Consider the following 23,970-nt stretch of genomic DNA (forward strand, 5'->3'; position numbering starts at 1 on the left):
TTTCTTATGGAGATGATTAAAAAACTGAGGCTCCGCTTCGTTATCATAACAATGGTTATAGTGACCGTCATGTTGTTTGTAATCTTCGGACTGGTGCTGGGACTTACTCATCGCCGTATTTTTTCGGATAATGTGAGGATGATCCAGGGAGTATCCGGTATGCCCATGGGCATGAATCAGAACCGCCGTCCGGAAAGACGGAGACAAAATGAAAAAACAGATGTACAGCTTCCGTTTTTCAGGGTTGAGGTGGATGCAGAGGGCAATATAGTGGCCACGGACGGGGATTTCTATGATCTTACAGATGAGGAAACACTCAATTCTCTGGTCAGTGAAGTTCTTTCAAAAAAAGAAAGACTCGGAGATCTCTCTGATTACAATTTGAGATTCTTTCGGGCAGTTTCGGCATCGAGAAATGACAGTAAAGCTCCGGGACCTGAGATTCCGGGCATTGATCCCGAAAAAAGGACTGAGATGAATCCGGAAACAGGAATTGAACCTCCCCGGGACATGGATACCGGAAATGGAGAAGAAGGCCCGAAGAAAGCCGAAAACTTACAGAGTGACACAAAAGATATGAACCAGGGCGGAAAGGATGATTTTGATCCTTTTAACATCGAGAATGAGAACTGGGACGGAAAAAGCAACAGAATCATAGTTTTTGCTGATATATCCTCTGAGGTTGCCACCATGAGGAACCTTATACGCAACAGCTTTTTCATAGGGCTTCTGAGTTTCGTGGTTTTCCTGGTAATCGCAATGTTCTTTGCCACATGGGCGGTAAAGCCTGTTGAGGATGCGTGGATTCAGCAGAGACAGTTCGTTTCGGATGCCTCCCATGAATTGAAGACACCTCTTTCTGTCATACTGACGGATGCGGAAATGCTTAAATCAAAGGATTTTGACGAAGCAAAGAAAAAGCAGTTTGCGGACAATATCCTGACTATGGCCCATCAGATGAGAGGACTTGTGGAAAGTCTCCTGCAGCTTGCAAGGGTGGATAACGGAGCCATACAAAAAGCACCGGAGCAGATCATTGACCTCTCAAAGATGGTTTCAAATGAAATCATGACTTTTGAAGTTATGTTCTTTGAAAAGGGGCTGATGCTTACCGAGGAGGTTCAGGAAGGTATCAGCATAAAGGGGGCGTCACAGTATATCAAGCAGGTCATAGAGATACTTCTTGATAATGCTCAAAAGTACAGCGCACCCAACGGAACTGTAAAGGTATCCCTGGAGAAATCGGGCACACATAAATGTTTACTGAGTATTTCGGATCCCGGAGATCAGATTTCCGATGAGGATCTGAAGAATATTTTCAAACGTTTTTACCGTATAGATGAGGCAAGAGCTATGAATCATTCCTACGGTCTCGGGCTTTCCATCGCACAGAATATAGTCAATGATCATAAAGGACGTATATGGGCGGAATCAAAAAACGGCATCAATACCTTCAGGGTTGAGTTGCCGATGGCATAAAAGAAAGAACCGGCATCGGAGTCATGAACTCCTTTGCCGGTTCTTTCTTTTATTAGATGAGCTGATGTCTCAGCCACTTCTTTCCTTTGAAACGGTGAATGTAGAAAAGACCGCGTACCAGCCAGTCCAGAGACATACCGTACCATACTGCAATGGGACCGAAGCCCATGACGCGGATAAGGAATGTAGTAAGTGCCACTCTTGTACACCACATGGACATGGATGAGACCACCATGGTGTAGCTTACGTCTCCTGCGGCTCTCAAACCGTAAGGTATAATGAAGCTTGGCACCCAAAGTATACATTTGAGGATAGTGACATATATCATCATATGGAAGCACATGTCGGCACTGACAGGCTCCATGCCCGCAAGCCACATTACAGGCTTACAGAGTGCAAATGTCAGGAGGCAGGAAGCTACTATGACATAATCTCCGATTCTCACGTGCTTTACTATGTAGTACTTGGCCTCTTCTCTCTTGCCTGCACCGAGGGTCTGACCTGTTACTGTCATGAGACCGGTACCTACTGCTATGGCTGCGATACCGTTCAGATTCTCGAAAATAATGGTCATGGCCTGGGCGGCTATGGCAGTAGTTCCAAGCGTTGATACCGAAGACTGGATTGCAAGCTTTCCGAACTGGAACATACTGTTCTCGATACCCGAAGGAATACCGATGAAGAGTATACGTCTTATCATGTCGAAATCCGGCTTTATAAAATAATGTCTGAGAACTATGGGCTGTGCCGGACGCCTCAGCGCTATCAGAAGTACGATGGCTGAGAACATACGGGATAAGAGTGTCGACAGTGCGGCTCCGAAAACACTCCAGTTGAAAATAAAGATAAATACGAAATTTCCTATTATGTTAAGTATGTTTGAAATGACGGAAACTTTCATGGGAAATTTACTGTTGCCGCCGGCTCTGTAAAAGGCTGCTCCCACCTGATAAAGCGCTATGAAGGGGAAGGAAGCGGCAGTGTATTTGAAATATATTCTGGAGTTCTCCATAACTCCGTCTGCCACCTGTCCGAACACAAGACGAAGTATGTCTGTGTTGAAGATCTCCGAGATAAGCATTACCGAAAGAGAGATGGTTATGACAGAAAGAATGATCTGCTGAGCCGCATTGTTGGCCTTCTTTTCGTTGCCGGAGCCGATATACTGGGAACAGATAATGGTTCCCCCCGCCGCGATGGCAGAGAACATCTGGATGACCAGAGTGTTAATGGAATCCGTCAGGGAAACCGCTGATATGGCCTCACTGCCAACTCTTGTAACCATCATGGAATCCGCCATGCCCATAAATGCGGTAAGGAGGTTCTCAATCATGAGGGGGATGAGGAGTTTTTTCAGGTCAAGATCCGAAAACTCAAGATCATTCCATTTTATTTTGGCTTTGTCATATAAACGGTTTAATCGAAAAAGATAGTGATACACCGGTTATTCTCCTTGTTGTCTGGGGCATTAGTGCCCTTCCTTTGTGAATTGTACTTTTTTGTGACGATTCGGCATGGCTGTTTACCGCATGCTGATACTGCTTTTTATGCGCCATCTTTTACTGTCCCATCTGATGGGTCAGAGTAAATGCTTGATACGCTGAAATACTTCGGCTACCGGGAGTCCCACAACATTGTTGTAGTCTCCATCTATTCCCTTTACATATTTTGCGAATTTTCCCTGAATGCCGTAGGCCCCTGCCTTATCCATGGGTTCTTCAGAGTCTGCATAAGACAGAATTTCCTCTTCAGTCATGGGATAAACATGAACATCCGTCCGGACTGAAAAATTCTCAATGACAGTCTGCTGGGAACCTGCATTGTCATTTGAATGGAGAGTCCCTTTGGCGGATGTGTCCGGTGAGACAACTATGACGGTTACTCCTGTGTAGACCTGATGATCGCGCCCTTGAAGATTTCTGATCATTTCTGCCGCTTCTTCATGTGTATGGGGCTTTCCGAGTATCCTTCCGTCTATTGATACCACAGTGTCCGCTCCAAGTACCAGTGCAGCCCGGCCCTCTTCCGCCACTGTCTTTGAGGCGATATCCAAAGCCTTCTGCTTAGAGAGGGACTTGACCACCTCGGATGGAACTGTTGAAGTTACGATCTCTTCTATACTGCTTGGGATGATCTCGGGCTTTATACCGATCTGTTCAAGAAGTTCCTTTCTTCTCGGAGAGCCGGAAGCCAGAATAAAACGGTCTATATTCATGAAGAATCCTTTCAAAAGGCAGCCTATAAAGCAGCTTGCCTGCTGACATTTGTACGTAGGATAGATTATATATAAATCGCAAGGTTTATTCCATATGCCATAATGACGGTATTCTTGACAATAACCTGCAGGAAAACTAAAATTATCACAACCAGTAAAATCAACGGGTTAACCGGTTAATGAACGGCCGGTTCCGGGGACGCTGCACACGTATGTGCGGGTGCTGTGCAACATTAGAGAGTGCCAAATTTACATTTCGGAGAATTTTATGGGACGTGACGGAAAGTTCACTATTAAAGATATAGCGGAGATGGCGGGGGTGTCCAAGACAACAGTATCCTTCTTCCTGAACGGAAAGACTGATAAGATGTCTCCTGACACAAGATCAAAAATCCGGGAGATAATTCAGAAAACTAATTATCGTCCCAATATCGCTGCCCGTACACTTAACCAGAAGAAGACAAATCTTATAGGAGTTATCATAGGTGATATCACCAATACATTTTCCAATAAGATCGTTAAGGGAATTGAAGATACCGCCAGAAAACGCGGATATCAGATATTGATAGGAAATTCAGCTTACGATACGGAGATGGAATCCAGCTATGTGAACCGTATGATCACTCTCGGAGCAGACGGGTTCATCATACAGCCTACGCCTGGATTTCATGAGACTTCACAGATCATAAAGTCTGAGAACAAGCCTTTCGTTTATTTTGACAGTAAGGTCTATGAGGATGATGCGTATTGGGTAAAAACAGATAACTATACTGCTACCTACAGAGCTATAGATACTTTGATTAAAAAGGGATACGGGAATTTCCTTATGGTTGGCGCAGATCCATCCAGGCTGAGCACCCGAATTGAACGTTCTTCCGGGTTTACCGACTGCATGGAAAATAACGGGCTTGGATACAGGAGTCTCGAGATAAGAGACGGTGCCATAGACAAAGAAGAAGTTGAAAAGTTTGTAAGGAACAATATGGATACGGATCGTCCCACACTTGTTTACGTACCGAACTGTTGGGCCCTTCCGGAGGTTTACAGAGCTTTGCAGCCTCTTAAGGATAAAATACCCGAAAAACTTGGTATCATCGGTTTTGACAATGTTGAATGGGCAGAGTTCTCCTCCCCAAAGATAACCACCATCGTTCAGCCTGCCTACGAAGAGGGACAAAAAGCAGCTGAAATACTTATAGATCAGATTGAGGAGACCAACGAGGAAAAGATCCATCAGACCCTGAAGTGTTCAGTGAACTGGTCTGAATCCACTTTGTAGGGTTTTTGAAGATTTTGCTATATATGACTGTTTTTACGGACAGAGTTCAATCTGCCGCATCAGTAGTGTTTTAAAAAAATATAAATGCCGAGGAAAAGATGTACTTTCAACCGGATAATCCGGTGTACATTTCCCCGGCATTTTTTATTTTGTGATCCGGAAGTGCGGAAGGATTAGATGCCGGCTTTTGACACTCACGGCATTTTGTATGTTCTGAAATTTCTGATCATTTTTTTTAAACCGTTATGGAATCTATGATTTCCATGGCTATTTCATCATCAAGATTTGATATTGCATCGTAAAGGCGCTGCAGCCTGTTTTTTATATCCTGCGGGAGCTCCGAGTCGTCAAGCTCATTCAGAGCCTTTTCTGCCGAATCAAAATCATAATCATTCAAAGAAATTTTCAGTCTTGTGAGCACACTGTCAAGATCCTTTGTCTTTTTTTCTGTATCCTCCTGTATGTCTGTATCACCCGGAAGGTCGAGATTTGCAAGATAGCTTCTGTACAGAGCCAGCATGGGCGCTGTAAGAGAATCAAGGGTCTCTGTGTCCTGATTCTTTCCGGCAGTTTCAAGCATTTGACAGAGCCCTGAAAGCTCTGTGGCACCTATGACTTTTGAGGTGCTTTTCAGTGCGTGCACGGAAATGGTATAGTCATCCCAGTTTTTCTGATTGTAATTAAGCTCTATACGGTCTGCATTTTCAGGTATATGTTTTCTGTATTCAATGACAACCCTGCGAAGAAGCTGAGAGCTTCCGGTATTGCGGAGTGCCGTAGGGAGATGGATTCCCCTGAGCTTATCAAGGCCCTCGGGGATATCAGACAGGTCAGATATATCATCCTCTCCGGATTCGATGCTTTGATTTCGGAGTTCTTTAGGATTGTACGGATTTTCATTAAATCTTCCGGCATCCGACAGGATGACTTTATCTTTGGGAAGATACCTGATCAGCAGTTTTTCCAGCAATTCAATGTTTACAGGCTTTGAGATATAATCGTCGAAGCCGAGCCCCAGGTAATGCTCTCTTGCTCCGTTTAAGGCATTGGCAGTAAGAGCAATGTATGGTGTGACCTTGTTTTTGTTATCATCTCTTTCACGCATCCTGGTGAGAGTTTCCACTCCGTCCATATTCGGCATGAGATGATCGATAAATATACAGTCATACTTTTCTTCACAGACCTTCTTTATTCCGTCCTGTCCGCTTTTTACTGTGTCTATCTGAATACGGGTTTCTTTAAGAAGGCCGGTTATGACAGTAAGATTCATGGAATTGTCATCGATAACAAGTATTCGGCACTGTGGCGCGGAAAAACAGGAATGTCTGACTTTTCTGTTTCTCAGATAGTCTTTGTATGTTTCCGAGAAATCACCTATGGGAACATCCTTTACCAGCCGCTGTCTGATTTCAAAGGAAAAATCACTGCCCTCCCCGTAGACACTGCTCACTTCAAGCTTGGTATCCATAAGGGCAAGGAGGTGTTTTACGATGTTCATACCGAGACCGGTACCTTCGATAGACCGGTTTCTGTTTTCCTCTATACGCTCAAAAGGAGAAAACAGCTTATTGAGATCAGCCTCTTTTATGCCTATTCCTGTATCCACGGATCTGAAACGGAGGTATATTTCATTGTCCGATGCCCTTCTGCAGCTTATGCTCAGGGTCACGGTGCCGCTTTCCGTGTACTTAACGGCATTGGTGAGGATGTTTAGGGCACATTGCTTTATACGGATATCATCACCGTAAAGAAAGTTAGGGATGTCGGGAGAAACATTGACCTTGAATTCAACCGGTTTATCCTTGATCCTTGTTTTTACCATGTTGACGATGTCGTTTATAAGGATACTCAGCTCATAGTTTACCGGATTTATAGTCATTTTATGTGCTTCTATCTTTGAAAAATCCAGTATGTCATTGATGATTGCAAGAAGTGCTTCTCCGGCGCTCTGGATATTGGCGGTATACTCGTTAAGCTTGAAATCATCATATTCCCGTATGATCAACTCATTCATGCCAAGGATGGCATTGATAGGTGTGCGTATCTCATGGGACATTTTTGAAAGGAACATGGATTTGGCATCGTTGGCAGCCTGCATGTCTGACAGTTCCCGCTGTATCTTCTCTTCCTGCAGTTTATGAAGCTTGTCGGAGGTCACATAATGTTCTATACGTTCTCTCTGCAGGATGAAATGAATAGCTATGGATACCACAGCAAAGGTTACACAGTTTACCAGGTCCCCCATGGCAATAGGTGCTGATTTAAACATGAAGGATGTAAATATGAGTATGCTGACATTTATAATGCAGATCAACATATATATGATCATTGAGTCCGCGAACATGGTAGCGGTGACGATCAAAAGGGCAAGTATAGCTGTAGCCACCACATTAAGATCCGATATGGACTCAGTGATACCAAAAAACAGCAGGAGTATGATGGATATCCGGCAGATTGAGGAATAGTATAAGGTTGATGTTTTTTTGCTGAAATAATAATAAACCCTCAGTATGGAAGTTATAGTGAAGAAGCCGAGATATTCCGTAAGCATCTCGGGTCTATTGATACCAATGATGCTAAGCACAGCAAATATGCCCATGAGAGTGTGGAAAATAGCGGTAAAATTCACGCTCTTTTTATATACCTGTTCCAGCATCTGGTGACGGCACTGATCATAGGATTCCTGTTCGTAACCGTAATGATCAAAGGTTTTCAGTTTTTTTATTAAATTATTCATATATGATCCATTCGTTAATGTTATCCCCATGGCTTTGATACCACCCATAAAAGGTACACGAGGATGACCTGTCGTTTTCTTTATAATATTTATCGGGGCAATTTTATATCATATAACAGGAAAAGAGACAAGAAAAACTTAAGAAAACGCTTAAAAACCCGGAAACAATTCTGCGTTTGAGAATTGTTTCCGGGTTTTGTTTAGAAAATAGTGTGAAGTGGTCCGGTATAGACACCCCATCAGCGCTTGTCAAGATCGATCATTTCAAGGAAAAGGATTCCGATTATGACACTTACGGCGCCTATCAGGAGTATAACTCCCCAGCATTGCAGTACATTTGATATGGTTCCTGCATACAGAGAGTTCTGCATGGACCTTGCTGCCAGTACATCCATTTTGTAGCGGATGTCTGTCCGCTGTATATAGTCAACTATGGACTGTATTTCAGGGACACTTCTGAACTGATATATGGCAGAGAACAGCGCATGGGATGTGAGATCGTTGTAATCAGCTATGGAACATATGGCTACCGTTCCCCAGTGACTTATGGTGATCTTTTCAAGGATCACTGCGGGACCTTCCGAGAAGGAGAAAATGATTCCCGCAAATATAAGCTGAATTATGAGCATGAAAGGCATCACTGTCATGGCGGCTGTTGTGGTCTTTACGATACATGAAATCATCAAAGCCATCATATCCGCAGCATAGGTGATAACCCAGAGTGTTATTCCGAAATCCAAAACAAAGTTTCCTGTGACGATGCTTTCGGAAGGAAATGTGATTCCGTACCATTTGTATATGGCTATGGAAATGACTACCTGCAGAAGACATATTATGGACTGATACATCATGTGAGCCCCGATATAAGCGGTTATATGAAGTCCCGCACGGTGCTCTCTCTTTATTATGGCCCGTTCCCGGCACACCATCTGGATGGAATTAAAGAAACCGTTCCATATACATACGCATACCATGGCAAATGAACCGGCCTTGAGTCTTTCCATATTGGTAAAGAGGCTCTTGCCCATGACAAATGCCACAAGCAAAGCGATGGCTGCAGACAAAGGAAGTCCCTTCCAGTCCCGCTCATTCATAAATATACGCCAGAGCTTGCCGAAATAGATCCTGGACTGGGTCCATCGTCCTGTATAAAGATTACTACGTATGTCTCCCATGATAATGCTTCCTCACTGCTTCCCGTGTATTACCGGAGGATGATTGCTGCTAAAATGATTTTACTGCCTGACGGTCTCTCTGAATTCAGTCGTTCAGAGCTACCTCTACAGTCTCATTGGAAAGAAGATCGCCATTCTTTATGTCTTCGGAGCTTGGCTTTTCGTCATTCTCTGCGAATATCGGATCTTCCTTTATGGTTTCAGCTTCAAGGACGGTCCCCTCAGAGGTCATGACTCCCACCCCATTCTCCATGATATCCGGTGGAGTAAAAGGAACTTCCTCCCTGAGACGGGCAAATTTTCTGATGTATATGTCAGCCTGGCCTTCACCGCCCTCGCCTTCGCTGTTGACTGTCAGTATGATGTCTTCCATGGTGGTTCTGTTGAAAAACTTTCTTGCCTCATCCACAGTACCGTAGAAAGCCAGCTGTCCTGTCTGGTTGCTGTCCTTTGCAAGGACTATGACCTTGTCGAAAAGGTCAATGACTCTGTCCGGAGTATGCGTGATGACCATGACTATCTTATCCTGGTCAGCTATGTCACGAAGCTGCTTCATCAGATCTCTTGCCATAACTCCGTCGAGACCGGAATCCGGCTCATCCAGAATAAAGATGCTGGGATTTGCAACGAACTCTGTGGCTATGGACAGACGTTTACGCTGACCGCCGGAAAGCTTGTCCACCAGTTCTCCTCTGACATTTTCAAGACCGAATAGCCGGAGCAGTTCGTTTACTCTTTCTTTTCGTTCAGAGGCTTCCGTGGTGGCAGGCATACGCATTTCCGCAGCGTTTCTAAGGGTCATGATGACAGTGTCATCACCTCTTAAAAGATCCTGCTGCGGAACCATGCCTATTCTGTATTTCATTTTTTCATAATCATCATAAACATCCACATCACCCTGACGGATGGCGGCCTTGGCCTTTTCATAGCCGGTAACTGCATTGATAAAGGTTGTCTTTCCGGCGCCGGAACCACCCAGGATGAGCACCATATTTCCCGGTTCTATCCTGAGGTTTATATCCTTAAGAAGTACCTGCCTCTTGAAAAATCCCCTTACGGATCTTTCCTTGATGTGTATCTCCAGATCATTGTCCCTGAAGGTCTCCAGATTATATGCTATGTAATCTCCGTAGAATACGAAGTGTGTGTTTCCGATGTTTATGATGTCATAAAGATTCAGAAGCTTATAACCCTCTATCCTGTTCTGATTGACGTAGACCCCTCGTTTAGTGTTTACGTCTTCAACCCTCCAGTATCCGTCTGTGTATCTCAGTATGGCATGATGAGATTCGGGATTGGAAGTTCCGGTATTTTCTTCCGGTGCGGATGGAGCGACAGAGTCTTCTGATGGCTCTGTATCCGGGGTATCGGAGTTTTCCGTATCCTTATTGAATTCGCTCACATGACTGTAGATGTGATAGACCTGCTGTTCCCTGTCCAGAAAGACACGCTTCCACTCAAGTTCTCCGGAGAACTTCATAAGAAATACAAAAATCAGCATGTCTCCGCCTCTTTTTATCCTTATGATATCTCCGTTTTTCAGGATCCTGTCGCCCTTCAGAGGGAGTTCCTCATCATCTATGGTGGTTGTGTTCTCGTCAGTAAGGTTTATATAGTGCCACTCTCCCAACAGGTGGATCAGCCTTCCCTGATCCTTTGAAAGGAGAGGATATTCCAGATATATTTTGGTTTCATTCTTAAATTTAAAGAAACGCCGCCGGCCGATTTTCAGTTCACCATCAACTTTGAACTGTTCGGGAATCTCCCCGATAGTGATAGCCACCAGTTTTGCAGGTCCCATCAGCTCGCCCAAAATTCCAGCCATCTTTTCCTCCATAAGTGGAAACATCGGCCTGTATTGTTAAAGAGCATGAAGGTTTACGTATGACCTGCAGCGCTTTTATGCCGGTGTTCACTTATTTTCCGTATTTTTTATAAAGATCGGTATGCGCATAGACTACATTCCATGCACCCGAAGTTTTTCCTGTTACACAGATATAATGTTTTCCGCTGGCAGCTGTAAAATAGGATACCGCACAGTTGCCGGCCTTTGACACATAACCTGTCTTTGCCATCATAGCTTCACCGCCGGTCTCCTGTCCATCAATTCGCTTCAAAAAGAGATTTGAAAATGTTAATCCCTTGCTGTGTTTGTTGCTGGCCTTGGTTGTGTAGCTTCTTGTGGAAAGAACTGCACTTGCGTATGGATCAGCTGCAGCGTATTTCATGACGAGTGCCATATCTTTGGCAGTGGTATAATGATCAGAACCATAAAGTCCCGTACAATTAGTATAATGTGTTGTCGCGGAAATACCAAGCTCCTGAGCCTTCTGGTTCATAAGATTTACAAATTGTTCTTCAGAACCCGCGATATAGCGTACAAGTGCAAGAGCCGCGTCAGCGCCGGAAGGAAGAATGAGACCGTAAAGAAGATCCTGAACAGTCACCTTTTCACCTGCTTTAAATCCGCAGTTGGAAGCTCCTTCTTTCTGGACATAATCGACGATATCCTGTGTTATCTCCACCTTTTCAGAGAGATCAGAAAGATGCTCGCAGGCAACAAGAAGTGTCATGACCTTGGTCATGGATGCCGGATTCATTCTGGTTTCTCCGTTTTTGTCCGCAACAATAAGGTTTGAATCGGAATCTACAAGGATCATAAAGTTGGCATTAACTTCAGGTGTTTCCGTGAGGTCTGTTTTAAGGAAATTTTTAACTCCTGATGCAGCAGCGGCTGTAGCTGCTGAGCCTGATGATTCAGCAGTTGAAGTTTCTGCAGCGGCAGATGTTTCTGTTACGGCAGATGTTACGGTTTCTGAAGCAGATGTCCCTGTTGGTACCGAAGGTGATGATTCAGTAACTGCAGTTGACTGGGTTGTACCTGCAGCAGATTTCGAACTTCCTGCACCGGAGTTTTCCGTAACAGCTGGAGCGGTGGTTTCGGGAGTAAGCTGTGAACTGCTGTCGGCGGTGCTTTCGGAAGCTCCTACAGGACCGTTATCTGAAATTTCCACGGTTATGGATTTTGTGTCCGCCAGAGTAACGGTGGAGACATTGACAGTGGCTATAACCGCTATGAGAATTTCAGCAGCGGCACGTTTGATAAATTTGTTATAGTTTTTCATAATCCAATAAAGCGTCATACCGGCATCCGGGCCGGTATCGGCTTATATCCTCTCTTTAAAAGTATGTTGATGAAAAGAATTCTGTTTTTATATTTTTGAACCCCGGATTCATCCCATCATAAGTGTCTACATTTTAGCATGTTAATGGCACTTCATACCTTAACAAATCATTTCGATTTGAAGGTCAAAATCGGTCAGGCGTCCGCTTGAAAAATTATCACCATCCCGGGCAGGAAAAAGCGTCCTGCCGGATTTCGCGTTGGTTTTCAAATGTCCGCACGTGCAGGCACAGCGTCCGCTTGAAAAACTTATCACGAAAAAAAGAGCACGAGGTTGTCGTGCTCTTTTTGACACTCACGTCATCTTATGATTTTTTTCTTGTTTCCGCCCCGTGAGGTCTTACGGGTATCAGCTCTTTCTGAATTAAGATTCCCTGAACGATGGGAGTCATGGCGGACATCGGATCTTCCCTGTCCTTTCCTGCCTGTTACCTCGTGCTTTTTTTCAGGGCGTCTTCCGCCTGATGCATCCTCCTGAGGTTTCCTTGGTCGTATGAGGCATTCCGGTCCGAATCCTATAAGGTCTTCACGATGTTCTTTCAGCAGTGCCTCTTTTACCAGCTCATAGTTTTCGGGTTTTCTATATTGTATGAGGGCACGCTGCATGGCCTTCTCATGAGGATTTTTCGGAACATATACCTCTTCCATGGTGAGAGGATTCAAACCTGTGTAGTACATGGCAGTGGATACTGTTCCGGGGGTCGGGTAGAAATCCTGCACCTGCTCGGGAATGTAACCCATATCCCTTATATACTCCGCAAGAGTGATGGCATCCTTAAGCCTGGAGCCGGGATGACTGGACATAAGGTAAGGAACTATATACTGATTAAGACCAAGTTCCTTGTTTATCTTCTCAAATTCCTTAACAAAGGAGTTGTAAACCGAAACTCCCGGCTTACCCATTTCCTTCAGGACATTGTCTGAAACATGCTCCGGGGCAACGCGCATCTGTCCGGAAACATGGTACTTGCAGATTTCTCTCAGGAATTCCTTATTTGGGTCTGCCATGAGATAATCAAAACGGAAACCGGAACGTACAAATACCTTTTTCACTCCAGGAAGTGAGCGCACTTCACGAAGCATCTTGACATAATCGGAGTGGTCCACCTTCAGGTTCTTGCAGGGCTCCGGCCAGAGACATTTTTTATTGACGCAGGCACCCTTACTAAGCTGTTTTCCGCAGGCAGGGCCTCTGAATTCTGCAGTAGGTCCACCGATGTCAAAGATGTATCCCTTGAACTCAGGATCCGAAGTGATATCCTTTGCTTCCTTAAGGACGCTTTCATGGGAACGGGCCTGAACTATACGCCCCTGATGCATGGTTATGGCGCAGAAATTGCATTCTCCGAAGCAGCCTCTTGCCTGTGTGATACTTTCCTTGATCTCCCCAAAGGCCGGAATTCCACCATCCTTATCGTAGATCGGATGCCATGCTCTCATGAAAGGCAGGGCATAAACATCATCCATTTCCATCTCTGTAAGAGGGAGTGAAGGCGGGTTCTGTACCACGAACATGGCGCCGTCATAACATTCATATACTCTCTTTGCGCTTATGGGATCGGTGTTTCTGTACTGGATGGCGAAGCTTTCGGCGTATTTTTTCTTACTTTCCTTTATCTCCAGAAAATCCGGAAGTCTTACCGCATCATAGATATCATCCTCGGAACGGGTCTTATAAACAGTGCCCGGAATCCAGGTGATATCCTTCACTGCGAGACCTGAGTTAAGGGCATCTGCTATCTCTACGATACTGTGTTCTCCCATTCCATAGGAAATGAGATCCGCACCGCTGTCAAGAAGCACAGATCGGCGAATGCTGTCGGACCAGTAATCATAGTGAGAAAGTCGTCTGAGACTGGCTTCGATGCCGCCGATGATTATGGGGGTATGCTTATAGGTTTTACGGATTAAGTTGCAGTATACCGTTGTTGCTCTGTCGGGACGCTTACCCATAACGCCTCCCGGAGTATAGGCATCTGTCTTACGATGCTTTTTTGCAACGGTATAGTGATTCACCATGGAGTCCATGTTGCCTGAAGAAACAAGGAAACCAAGTCTCGGTTCACCGAATTCCGTAACCGATTCCGGGTTGTTCCAGTCAGGCTGCGGCAGCATGGCTACCTTGTAACCATGAGCCTCCAGCACTCTCGAAATGATGGCGGGACCGAAACTTGAATGATCCACGTATGCGTCTCCGGAAACGTAGACAAAGTCAGGCTGTGTCCAGCCTCTCTCCAGCATATCTTCTTTATTTATGGGTAAAAAACCTTCGTACATATAATCCTCAATTCTTTAGAATTGAGGATATTGCCCGGACGGCGAGGAGCCTGTTTAATAGGCATTTCTCATATAATCCTCAATTCATTTTACAAAGCTATGGGCTTTGCGTCCTTCTCTATAGGACAAACATAGCCTGAAGCTGTTCGTTTTTCAAATTCTTCTCTTGCTTCCTTCAGTATATCAGGCTTCTCGTAGAGGTCCAATGCAGCACAAGCCAGCACCTTTCCGGCATGGATAAGAGCTTTGTGACCTATGCTTGAGCCTCCGCAGGAAACATTCTGCCAGCTGTGACCCGGTGCTCCGTTTACAAAACCTGCAACATGAATCTGACCGGTAGGGGTCTCCCAGGAAACGTCGCCAACATCAGTTGAGCCTGCCTGAAAAGCAGTGCTGTGATAGAGAGGAATCAGGAAGTTGTTGATTCCTGTCGTTCCGTGCTGACTCTGTTTTTCTGTGTATTCCCTGATTTCGTCATCATGCTTTGATGCGAAGCCGGGAGCAGGATTCTCCGGGCAGGTGGCACTGAGTTTTCTTGCGAACTCAAATTCCTCTTCTGTGTATGTGGGAACTCCAAGTTCCCTGAAGTTCTCGTAAAGCACCTTTTCCAATGTGAAATTTGGGACAAGGTCTGCAGTTCCGTCGATGAAGGTTCTGTCGAAGCTTGTCTCGGTCATGAGGGAAGCACCCTCAGCTATTTTATCGACGCGTTTTAAAAGTTCAACACAATTTTTTACTTTTCCTGCACGTACCATATAAAGAACAGAGGCATGGTCCTGTACTACATTGGGTGAAACACCTCCTGCATTTGTTATGGCATAATGCACACGGCAGTCAGATGTCATGTGCTCCCTCAGGTATTGAACACCGGTATTCATGAGTTCCACTGCGTCGAGAGCCGACCTTCCGTGCTCAGGGTCACCTGCGGCATGGGCTGAAACTCCGTGGAAATCATAAAGTATCTGAATAGTGGAGTTGTTGGTTCCGGTCTTTACTTCATTAACATCCTCAGGATGCCAGGTTAGAGCTGCGTCAAGATCCTTCCAGACACCGTCTCTTGCCATAAAGGCCTTTGCGGCGCCACCCTCTTCCCCCGGGCAGCCGTAGAAGATAACGGTTCCTTCATGACCGCTTGTTTCCAGATAATGCTTGATACCGAAGGCAGCTGCGAGAGCTCCGGTGCCCAGCATGTTGTGACCGCAGCCATGACCTGCACCGCCCTCTACCAGTGGTGTATGTGAAAGAGCGTTTCGTTCCTGGCTAAGACCGGAAAGAGCATCGAACTCTCCGAGGATTCCGATAACAGGGTGTCCGGAACCGAAGGTGCCTGTAAAAGCTGTCTCAATGTTGTCGAAATTCTTCTCTACCCTGAAGCCGTTCTCTTCCAGCACCTTTTCATAAAGAGCTGCTGATTTATATTCCTTGAGACTGAGTTCGGGATTCGCCCAGATCTCATCCGATAATTTTGTAAAGATCTCCTTGTTATGCTCAATGAAGTTTACTGTCTGTTTCTTAAGTTCAGTCATGATGTCCTTCTTTCCGGCCGTAGTCAGACCAATTTAATATAGTGATGTCAGCGTCAAAAGCCGATACAGAAATGCTGGGCGTTTTGCACTGCGTTGAACGTCAGCCCATTGAAAGTTTCTACGTGAATGGCTGGTGCTGTTTTTAACAAAACCCGAGATACATGTTTATGCATCTCGGGTTTACAGAGGCCCTGGCCTCTTTGTCTATTTATGCTTCAAGTACCTTGCCCAGGAAATCTTTAAGTCTCGGGCTTTCGGGATGATCAAAGATCTGTTCCGGTGTACCCTCTTCGATGATGTTTCCGTCAGCCATGAATACAACACGGTTTCCCACTTCCCTTGCGAAGCCCATTTCGTGGGTTACGCATACCATTGTCATGCCTTCCTTTGCAAGCTCCTTCATAACTTCAAGAACTTCTCCAACCATCTCAGGGTCAAGAGCTGATGTAGGCTCATCGAAAAGCATAACCTCAGGATCCATGCAAAGAGCTCTTACGATGGCGACTCTCTGCTTCTGTCCTCCGGAAAGCTGAACGGGATAAGCCTGGGCCCTGTCCTTGAGACCTACTCTGTCCAAAAGCTCAAGAGCTTTCTTCTCGGCTTCTTCTTTGCTCTTACCCTTTACGATCTGTGGGGCAAGAGTCAGGTTCTCAAGTATGGTCTTATGAGGGAACAGGTTGAAGTGCTGGAACACCATGCCCATTCTCTCACGGAACTCATCCAGATTTATTTTTTCATTTACGATGTCCTTGCCATCGAAGATGATGCTTCCGTCTGTAGGCTCTTCCAAAAGGTTAAGACTGCGGAGGAAGGTTGACTTACCGGAGCCTGATGGTCCGATGACCACCATTACGTCTCCCTTGTTGATGTCGATATTTACACCGTCCAGAGCCTTGATGGCCCCGTAATTATAATGTTTCTTAAGGTCTCTGACCTTGATGAGTGCTGTATTATCTGTTGTCACTTTGACGCATCCTCCTCTCTACATACTCGATGATCTTTGATGTCGGGAAGCACAGGCAGAAGTAAAGGAATGTTGCCATGAGAAGAGGTTCTGCGATGATGAAGGTCGCTGACTGGACGCTCTTAACATTGAACATGATGTCCTGTACACCGATGGTATAGCAGATTGAAGACTCCTTGATGATGGTAACGAACTCGTTGGCAACTGCAGGAAGGATGTTCTTGATGGCCTGAGGAAGGATGATGTGATACATGGTCTGAGCCTTGCTCATGCCAAGGGATCTTGCAGCCTCGGTCTGTCCGTTGTCTACACCTTCGATACCGCCTCTGATAACCGCACTCATATATCCACCGGAATTAAGTGCAAGGGCAACTGCTGCCGGGAAAAATCTCTCAAACTGGATAAATCCAAGGAAAGTAAACTTGGGAAGAGTGATAAATCCGAATACTATATAGTAGACAAGGAATATCTGAACCAGCATAGGCGTACATCTTACGAACTGCACGTAGCAGTTTGCGATGAGCTTAACCGGGTTGAACTTCGCGATAAAGTCGTTTCTCTTTTTCTTTTTAATGTCATCGGTCTTTACCTTCTCAAGATATCTGAAAGGTCTCACATCGGACAGAAGCATAAGTGCAAGTCCGAAAGCCAAGAAGAAACCGAAGAAAACTGTGCAAAGCGCCAACAGGACAGTAACTATAAGGCCCTGCTGGAACATGTTGCCATAGGTGAGTATCTTTTCAATATTACCCCAACTGATGGTCATAAAAAATATTCCTGCCTTTCAAAAAAAACTCAAAAATCTCCGGGACCATATCCCGGAGAAATAATAACACACTTTCGTGTTAATGTCAGTTTGAAGCTACCTGACCGTTTGCATCAAGCTGGCCCTCGTAAACATTCTCAGAATCAGATGCAAGCTCCTGAGCTGTAGCGATGTACTCATCCATGGTTCCATCTGCAAGAACTTCACTGATAACTTTGTTTACAACAGGTGCAAGGTCGCTTCCCTTCTTAAGAGCGATAGCTGAACCTTCTGTGTCGTACTCTACATCCCATGCGATCTGGAGCTCAGGGTAGTTCTTGATGTACTGCTCTGCTACTGCCTTCTCGATGAATGCGCCTTCAAGCTTTCCTGAAACCATCTCTGAGATGATATCTGTAACCTTGGCAAGACCGATGATGTTTGCATTAGGAGTGTTCTTCTCTGCAAGACCCATCTGGATGGAACCTGTCTGTGCACCTACAGGAAGCTTGTCAAATGCTGAATAATCCTTGTACTTGTCGCTATCTGCCTTACGGATAACGAAAGCCTGTCCGCCTGAATAGTAGATGTCAGAGAAATCAAAGGTCTGTGCACGCTCAGGGCTTGGTGAGAAACCTGAGATACCGAGGTCAATGTTTCCGTTCTGAAGCTCCATGAGGATACCGTCGAAGTCGATAGGAACAACCTGAAGCTCAAGACCCATCTCATCAGCGATCTTCTGAGCAAGTGCGATATCGAAACCAACGAGTTCAGGATTTCCGTTGTTGATGTGATAGAACTCATAAGGTGCGAAATCAGGTGATGTTCCGATGGTGAGCTTACCCGGTGTGATGGTTGTGAACTCTGCTGCTGCCTCTGTAGCAGCTTCAGTTGTGTCCTTGGCAGCTTCTGAAGCTGCCTCAGTTGTAGCTTCTGCTCCCTGGGCTGTTGTAGCAGCTGCTGTCTCAGGAGCCTTTGATGAACCGCATGCTGCAAGTGTAGCTGCGGCAAGTACTGTTGCCATAAGTACGCTGAAAGTCTTCTTCATAATATCCTCCTCAAATCGAGATTCATTCGATATGGTTATGGTGAAAAAATGTTGTATAACTTCACCTTGCTTACTATGTTTTTAGATTATATACCTTATCCGGAATAAATCAAGTATTATTATTCATAAAACATGAAAAATGTGAATAATATGCAAATCACGATGCATAAAACTGGTTTTTGAGTGTAGATTTATGCATATTTGAGATGCTTGATACGTTGTTCCGCATTAGTTTCTTCTCATCATTACAAGGCAGAATCATCCGTCAATATCATGGAACTCTACAGTCTGTAAAAAAATAATAAGTGCAGATGCCGGAGAAAACTTCTCTGACAGCTGCACTGCTGCTTCTTTATTAAAGAATATCATCTATCATTCTATGTTTTCCGTCAAGCGATTCAAAAACTCTTATTTCACAGTTTTTTGGCTTCGGTCTCCAGTAAATGCCGTTTGGTCTGTCCATTAGGTATCCGGAAAGCGGGCGCATGATGCCGCCGTGACAGGCGATGAGGACATTTTCATAGTTCTTCTGCTCCAGTTCTTTCAGAAAAGAATGGCTCCGTTCGATCATTTCTGACAGCTTCTCTACGGATTTTGGTGCAGGAAAGAACTCCGGTAAATACCAGTAAAGCATCATGGCAGGACCTAAAAGGTAATAGTTCTTAAGCTCATACTTCCCGAAATCAGCTTCTATAAGTCTGTCATCGATGATGATTTCCGATTTATCGACATTACCGATGATGGAACCTGTCACTACAGCTCGTTTAAGTGGGCTTGCGTAAACTGCATCAAATTTGATATCCCCTATCTTTTTCCGTGCTGCCTTTGCCTGTGCAATTCCTGTCTCATTAAGAGGTTCGTCTGTACGTCCCTGCATAAGCCGCCTTTTGTTGTACCTTGTCTGTCCGTGTCTCGCTATCCAGATTTTCATTTGATGATACTTCCCTTCCTGTCAATAATTCTATAGGGATAGATTAATCAAATTCCATCGTAAATTCAATCATGAGAAGATCATGAATTAAGTTGCGTAAAAAACGACCACCTTTCAGAATAGGTGGTCGTCTTACATACTATGATGCGAGTGTAAAAGTTGATATCTTACTTTTTAATATGCTGTACCAGAGCGATACGGAAGCCTGATGGTGAAACCATGGTAGCGACAGTTGAACTCTTGGTATCCAGGGTCTTGTCTCCACGGGTATTTGTAAATCCGTGCTTGATGAGGATATCATAAGCCTCTTCTGCACATCTAACCGGCTCAATTAAAACTCATTTTTTATCTGATTCAGCTCTCTGTTCAGTTCCTTTATATCAGGACTGTTGGGAGCATTTCTTTCCAGTATTCTCTCCATAGAAAGTCCTAATGGAATCAAATCCTTCTCAACCATAAACTTCACAAGTTTAGGTCGATATTTTTCAAGTACTGCCCGCGCATCAGGATTTTCAAGGATATCATTGGCAGTATCTTTTATGGAAAAATAACCTTCCCTTACCACATCATCATCTGAGAGGAACCAGTTTTTAACAGCCTGTCCGGCATTACTGTCCGGCAAACGATAGCTTTCATCCTCTGAATCCGTACGTACAAAAACACATTCATCCTCCAGCCCTTGAGCTGAAGCCTTTATCCGGTTTTCTCCTTCGTGAAGCGGTACATCAGAAAATATGATCCGGCCGTTACCGTCATTTCTGCCATGTCCGAAATTTATGCCATCTACAAAAAGTTCAGCATCCATAAGATTGGTATAGACCTTTATATCAATCCTCTCTTTTACCCTGTTCACAAATCTCCCGGAACATATATGGATAAACTTTTCCTGAGACCACTTCGCCTTATAGTAGTAGAAAGCATCCTTTCTGATATTTCTATCGTAGCTCACAAGCCCCTTGGCATTGATATTTTCCTGCCCGCCTTCTTTTCTGAGTCCGCTGTGGAAGTCAAACATATTCCAGACGTAACTTCCGTACAGGTAATCCCGGCTCTCGAAAATAGGATAAACGGTCTCATGATAGAGTGCCTGATACTCCTCTGAGTAATCTCTGACCATCGGCACCTCGCTGTGCAGCCTGATGTTTGCATCAACACCATACTCACTTACACCGAGAGGCATTTCTGGCCGCTCACTATGGAATCTGTCGAGATAGTCCCGATAATCCTGCATTTCCCCATAGTACCATCCGAAGTAAATATTGTAACCGATCATATCTGTGACGGAATTAAGCTTACTTCTGAACTTTACTGTATAAAGATTTGCAGCCGTAACAAGTCTTGACGGATCCAGTTCATGGGAAAGCTGCTCCATTTTCCTAAGCTCCTCATGCATGAAATCCGTGTCTTTAAACATACCGATTTCATTTTGTATCCCCCAGCAGTAGATGGAGGGATGATGGATGTTCTGAAGTATCAGTTCTCTGAGCTGTTCCTCAGCATTGGTTTTAAGTTCCTCACTGTCCGTCATTTTGAGCATAGGAATCTCTGCCCATACGAGATATCCCTTTTTGTCAGCAAGCTCATAGGTATATTGTGGATGCTGATAATGTGACAGTCTTACAGAGTTTGCACCTATTTCGTCTATAAGCTCGAAATCCTTCTGTATATTCTCCCGGCTTACAGCATTAAAACAACCTTTAAAATCCTGATGCTTTGCGACACCGTTTATCTTTATATGCTCACCGTTCAGGAACAATCCCCTGTCCGCAGTCATATTAATATCTCTGAATCCGGTCTCAAGCTCCACCTCATCTATCGTTTCTCCCTCACGCACAAGCTTCAGCTTTACCTTGTATAGATTTGGGGCAGCTTTTCCGTTCCAGAGAACCACCTCAGGTACACGACAAATCATAGTTTTTGTAATGGCAGCCGTACCTTTTTTTTCAGAAACATCTTTTTCGGAAACAAGCTCTTCAAAATCCGTATTTACTTTAACAGATGCCACTGTCTCACAAGACATTTTTGCTTTATCATAATGGATTCCGGATATATCAGTTTTTTCATATTGTTCTTCAGAAATCAATGCATTTGTCAATCTCCCCAGGGGATCTGTGATTTCTGCCTTAATCTCCACACCCGGCTCCATATGTGCATGGATTTCAGCCCTCAAAACGCCTGTATTTCCATCGATGCCGGTCCTTAATATCACACCACTTGTGCCATAATAGGTCGGATCAAAAAAACTTTCGTATTCTGTCACTAAAAGGTTAACGCCTCTGTAGAGTCCTCCAAATACAGTAAAGTCTCCGGTCAAAGGTGAGATACTATCGTCAAAAACATTTGTCAGAAATATCTTTAATTCTACTTCTCCATGACTGAGCAGCTCCTCAGGTATCTCGCAGTGAAATGCTCCATAAGCACCTCTGTGCTCTCCTATCTTACGGTCGTCTGCCAGAACAACCGCATGCTGATCTGCCCCCGGAATGTCCAGAAATACATGTTTCCAGTCAGGATCAGACTGTATAGTCTTTTGATACAGCACAAGTCCCCTGTAAGGGTCATCATCCCTGTACCATGTGTGAGGAAGCGCCACCGTTACAAAGCTCTCTGCTCCGTTGATGTCCGCTAATGCTTCGTTTTCTCTTTCCCCGATACCGGCATTTTTACCTGAGTCAATTACCTCTGAATCATTCATGTCAGCACTATCAGCCGAAGCGGCATCCCTGTCAGCACCTTTAAGGGAAGGCCCTGTCAAACCAGCTAAATCCCTGATGTTTCCATCAGGGATCTTCTTGAACTGCCAGCCTTCATTAATATTTATCTTATGCATTCTCTTTCCTCATTTCATCAATTCTGGCTTCTACCGCTCTCATCTTCTCCGGTGTGAGATCATAATATTTCATGGCTATGACATTAAACACAGCACCTAAAAGCTCGAGTCCATAGTAGAAAACGATAGCGATCAGCAGAAGGCTGCGGCTATATGGTGTATTAAGATCAGGAAATGCTTCCTTAAATCCAATTATCGCAAAACCGATACCTACAAATGTCGGACCGAAGGATGAGATCAGTTTATCCATAAATGAGAAAACAGTTCCCACCATGCCCGGTATATACTTTCCTGTTCTTGATGCCTCGTAATCATTAACATCCGCTATCATCGGAGGAATGATAGAGCTTGTGATCATCTGGAATCCTCCGCCTATTACTGTTACGAGGAAAAGTGCCACAGTAAATGCTGTGAAGCCGCTGAATGCTTCGCCATAGCCATTGACAAATCCCGGAAGACTGAGGGTTTTCGGATCCATAACCATCCATATAAGTATGGCGATCGAATCGAAAAAGATTACGCCCCAGGAACCTATCTGCATGGCTTTCTTGAGACCAAGCTTTGAGCCGATTGCACCTATACCAAGTGCCATCATCAGAAGTCCTACGATGGTTGTGTAGAGGGTCCAGCCTCCTGAAAGCTCATAGTTACCGACTACAATACCGTAAAGTACAAGCAATATGGCACTTGTCTTACAGGTGTTGGAGAACTGATCTGTGGCTCTTGCAACGATAAGCATCTGAAGTGGTTTGTTGTTTTTGAGAACATCAAAATAATCTGAAAACCTGATATTTTTCTTTCCGGAAGAATTGGTCTCAGAAAAAGCAGGTACATCCTTTGGTGCGATGGAAATATACGCAGCAACGATTCCGATTGTGGCGATGATTGCAACTATCAGCCAGTACTCATGAAAAAGCTCAGCACTCTTCATGGAGCCATACTTTACTGCAAGTCCTGCAACTACCATCTGCATCACAGCTCTCATGACACGAACAAGAACTGTACCAACGATGGAGAGTATAGGTCTCTGTGCCGGGTCATTGGTGAGGCAGATATTACCAACATGGTTTGAGATGTTTAAGAATGTGTATCCTATATAGTAAATCGCTGTAAAAAATATAAAGAAAGCCGGTCTCAATGCTCCTTCCGGAAGTCTGTCGGTCACATTAAACATGAGAAAGCTGTTAATGAAAAGGAGCAGACCTCCCATGGTGAGACACAGTCTTGTCTTTCCGAAGTTTTCCTTTTCTTTGAATCTGTCTACAAAAAATCCTACGATAGGGTCGGTAACTCCGTCCCAAAGTCTTGTTATGGTTGAAAAACTTGATGCAAGTATAACTGCCATACCTACATAACCGTTTAGGTAAAATGACATGATCATAGTTAGTCCCATGTACAGATTTACTGCCATGTTTGCTCCGGAAAAACCAACGATTCTCCATACAGGAACGTTGTGAATGCCATTTTCCTTTATATATTTTTGGTACTTGTCCTGTGACATAGTCTCTACAGCCCCTTCCTTCATGCCAATCTCCGATTCTTTCCGCATTGCCGCTTCCATAGACCCTCCTGAATTTACT

The 23,970-nt window shown here is 44.6% G+C and carries 16 protein-coding genes; 2 read left to right on the forward strand and 14 right to left on the reverse strand.

What is annotated here, in order from left to right; genetic code table 11:
* Window positions 1–6 precede the first annotated feature (6 nt).
* Window positions 7–1,479: a sensor histidine kinase gene (locus T515_RS16335; protein ID WP_051671374.1), complete on the forward strand. Its 1,473-nt coding sequence runs from the start codon at window positions 7–9 to the stop codon at window positions 1,477–1,479.
* A 52-nt stretch (window positions 1,480–1,531) separates the two neighbouring features.
* Here T515_RS16335 and T515_RS03060 read toward each other — a convergent pair whose 3' ends face one another.
* On the reverse strand, window positions 1,532–2,920 hold the full coding sequence (locus T515_RS03060; protein WP_242839314.1) for an MATE family efflux transporter: 1,389 nt from the start codon (window positions 2,918–2,920) through the stop codon (window positions 1,532–1,534).
* A gap of 138 nt (window positions 2,921–3,058) precedes the next feature.
* Window positions 3,059–3,694 carry a Maf family protein gene (locus tag T515_RS03065; protein WP_036607449.1) on the reverse strand — a complete coding sequence of 212 codons (636 nt, stop codon included), beginning with the start codon at window positions 3,692–3,694 and terminating at the stop codon, window positions 3,059–3,061.
* A 268-nt stretch (window positions 3,695–3,962) separates the two neighbouring features.
* Here T515_RS03065 and T515_RS03070 point away from each other — a divergent pair, with 268 nt between their 5' ends.
* Window positions 3,963–4,973: a LacI family DNA-binding transcriptional regulator gene (locus T515_RS03070; RefSeq protein ID WP_036607451.1), complete on the forward strand. Its 1,011-nt coding sequence runs from the start codon at window positions 3,963–3,965 to the stop codon at window positions 4,971–4,973.
* 235 nt (window positions 4,974–5,208) lie between these two features.
* On the opposite strand, the gene T515_RS03075 is transcribed toward T515_RS03070, so the two are convergent.
* The 12 genes from T515_RS03075 to T515_RS03130 form a co-directional block, all read right to left on the reverse strand.
* Window positions 5,209–7,710: a response regulator gene (locus T515_RS03075; protein ID WP_051671375.1), complete on the reverse strand. Its 2,502-nt coding sequence runs from the start codon at window positions 7,708–7,710 to the stop codon at window positions 5,209–5,211.
* A gap of 239 nt (window positions 7,711–7,949) precedes the next feature.
* Entirely contained in the window at window positions 7,950–8,885 is a 936-nt protein-coding gene (locus T515_RS03080; RefSeq protein ID WP_036607454.1) for an ABC transporter permease, read from the reverse strand.
* 85 nt (window positions 8,886–8,970) lie between these two features.
* Window positions 8,971–10,710: an ATP-binding cassette domain-containing protein gene (locus T515_RS17875; RefSeq protein ID WP_051671376.1), complete on the reverse strand. Its 1,740-nt coding sequence runs from the start codon at window positions 10,708–10,710 to the stop codon at window positions 8,971–8,973.
* 91 nt (window positions 10,711–10,801) lie between these two features.
* A complete protein-coding gene (locus T515_RS03090) occupies window positions 10,802–12,028 on the reverse strand; it encodes a serine hydrolase (protein WP_051671377.1) in 1,227 nt (408 codons plus the stop codon).
* Between the two features lie 341 nt (window positions 12,029–12,369).
* Window positions 12,370–14,346 carry a YgiQ family radical SAM protein gene (locus T515_RS03095; RefSeq protein ID WP_036607457.1) on the reverse strand — a complete coding sequence of 659 codons (1,977 nt, stop codon included), beginning with the start codon at window positions 14,344–14,346 and terminating at the stop codon, window positions 12,370–12,372.
* An 89-nt stretch (window positions 14,347–14,435) separates the two neighbouring features.
* Window positions 14,436–15,872, reverse strand: a complete 1,437-nt coding sequence (locus tag T515_RS03100) for a M20 family metallopeptidase (protein ID WP_036607461.1) — start codon at window positions 15,870–15,872, stop codon at window positions 14,436–14,438.
* A 208-nt stretch (window positions 15,873–16,080) separates the two neighbouring features.
* Window positions 16,081–16,836, reverse strand: a complete 756-nt coding sequence (locus T515_RS03105) for an amino acid ABC transporter ATP-binding protein (RefSeq protein WP_036607464.1) — start codon at window positions 16,834–16,836, stop codon at window positions 16,081–16,083.
* Window positions 16,823–17,602 carry an amino acid ABC transporter permease gene (locus T515_RS03110; RefSeq protein ID WP_051671378.1) on the reverse strand — a complete coding sequence of 260 codons (780 nt, stop codon included), beginning with the start codon at window positions 17,600–17,602 and terminating at the stop codon, window positions 16,823–16,825. The genes T515_RS03105 and T515_RS03110 overlap by 14 nt, the downstream gene beginning before the upstream one ends.
* An 85-nt stretch (window positions 17,603–17,687) precedes the next feature.
* Window positions 17,688–18,629 (reverse strand): transporter substrate-binding domain-containing protein, encoded by a 942-nt coding sequence (locus T515_RS03115; protein ID WP_051671379.1) that lies wholly within the window; start codon window positions 18,627–18,629, stop codon window positions 17,688–17,690.
* A 355-nt stretch (window positions 18,630–18,984) separates the two neighbouring features.
* Window positions 18,985–19,560 carry a histidine phosphatase family protein gene (locus T515_RS03120; protein ID WP_036607467.1) on the reverse strand — a complete coding sequence of 192 codons (576 nt, stop codon included), beginning with the start codon at window positions 19,558–19,560 and terminating at the stop codon, window positions 18,985–18,987.
* 331 nt (window positions 19,561–19,891) lie between these two features.
* Window positions 19,892–22,390 carry a glycoside hydrolase family 2 protein gene (locus tag T515_RS03125; protein ID WP_036607470.1) on the reverse strand — a complete coding sequence of 833 codons (2,499 nt, stop codon included), beginning with the start codon at window positions 22,388–22,390 and terminating at the stop codon, window positions 19,892–19,894.
* Window positions 22,383–23,951 carry an MFS transporter gene (locus tag T515_RS03130; RefSeq protein WP_051671380.1) on the reverse strand — a complete coding sequence of 523 codons (1,569 nt, stop codon included), beginning with the start codon at window positions 23,949–23,951 and terminating at the stop codon, window positions 22,383–22,385. Before T515_RS03130 ends, T515_RS03125 begins: the two co-directional genes overlap by 8 nt.
* Window positions 23,952–23,970 lie beyond the last annotated feature (19 nt).

The organism is Oribacterium sp. P6A1 (assembly GCF_000702885.1).
Taxonomy (GTDB): Bacteria; Bacillota; Clostridia; order Lachnospirales; family Lachnospiraceae; genus Oribacterium.

Coding starts and splice junctions, on each gene's coding strand:
- T515_RS16335 (WP_051671374.1), top strand. CDS start 7: ATGGAGATGATTAAAAAACTGAGGCTCCGCTTCGTTATCATAACAATG.
- T515_RS03065 (WP_036607449.1), bottom strand. CDS start 3,694: ATGAATATAGACCGTTTTATTCTGGCTTCCGGCTCTCCGAGAAGAAAG.
- T515_RS03070 (WP_036607451.1), top strand. CDS start 3,963: ATGGGACGTGACGGAAAGTTCACTATTAAAGATATAGCGGAGATGGCG.
- T515_RS03075 (WP_051671375.1), bottom strand. CDS start 7,710: ATGAATAATTTAATAAAAAAACTGAAAACCTTTGATCATTACGGTTAC.
- T515_RS03080 (WP_036607454.1), bottom strand. CDS start 8,885: ATGGGAGACATACGTAGTAATCTTTATACAGGACGATGGACCCAGTCC.
- T515_RS17875 (WP_051671376.1), bottom strand. CDS start 10,710: ATGGCTGGAATTTTGGGCGAGCTGATGGGACCTGCAAAACTGGTGGCT.
- T515_RS03090 (WP_051671377.1), bottom strand. CDS start 12,028: ATGACGCTTTATTGGATTATGAAAAACTATAACAAATTTATCAAACGT.
- T515_RS03095 (WP_036607457.1), bottom strand. CDS start 14,346: ATGTACGAAGGTTTTTTACCCATAAATAAAGAAGATATGCTGGAGAGA.
- T515_RS03100 (WP_036607461.1), bottom strand. CDS start 15,872: ATGACTGAACTTAAGAAACAGACAGTAAACTTCATTGAGCATAACAAG.
- T515_RS03110 (WP_051671378.1), bottom strand. CDS start 17,602: ATGACCATCAGTTGGGGTAATATTGAAAAGATACTCACCTATGGCAAC.
- T515_RS03115 (WP_051671379.1), bottom strand. CDS start 18,629: ATGAAGAAGACTTTCAGCGTACTTATGGCAACAGTACTTGCCGCAGCT.
- T515_RS03120 (WP_036607467.1), bottom strand. CDS start 19,560: ATGAAAATCTGGATAGCGAGACACGGACAGACAAGGTACAACAAAAGG.
- T515_RS03125 (WP_036607470.1), bottom strand. CDS start 22,390: ATGCATAAGATAAATATTAATGAAGGCTGGCAGTTCAAGAAGATCCCT.
- T515_RS03130 (WP_051671380.1), bottom strand. CDS start 23,951: ATGGAAGCGGCAATGCGGAAAGAATCGGAGATTGGCATGAAGGAAGGG.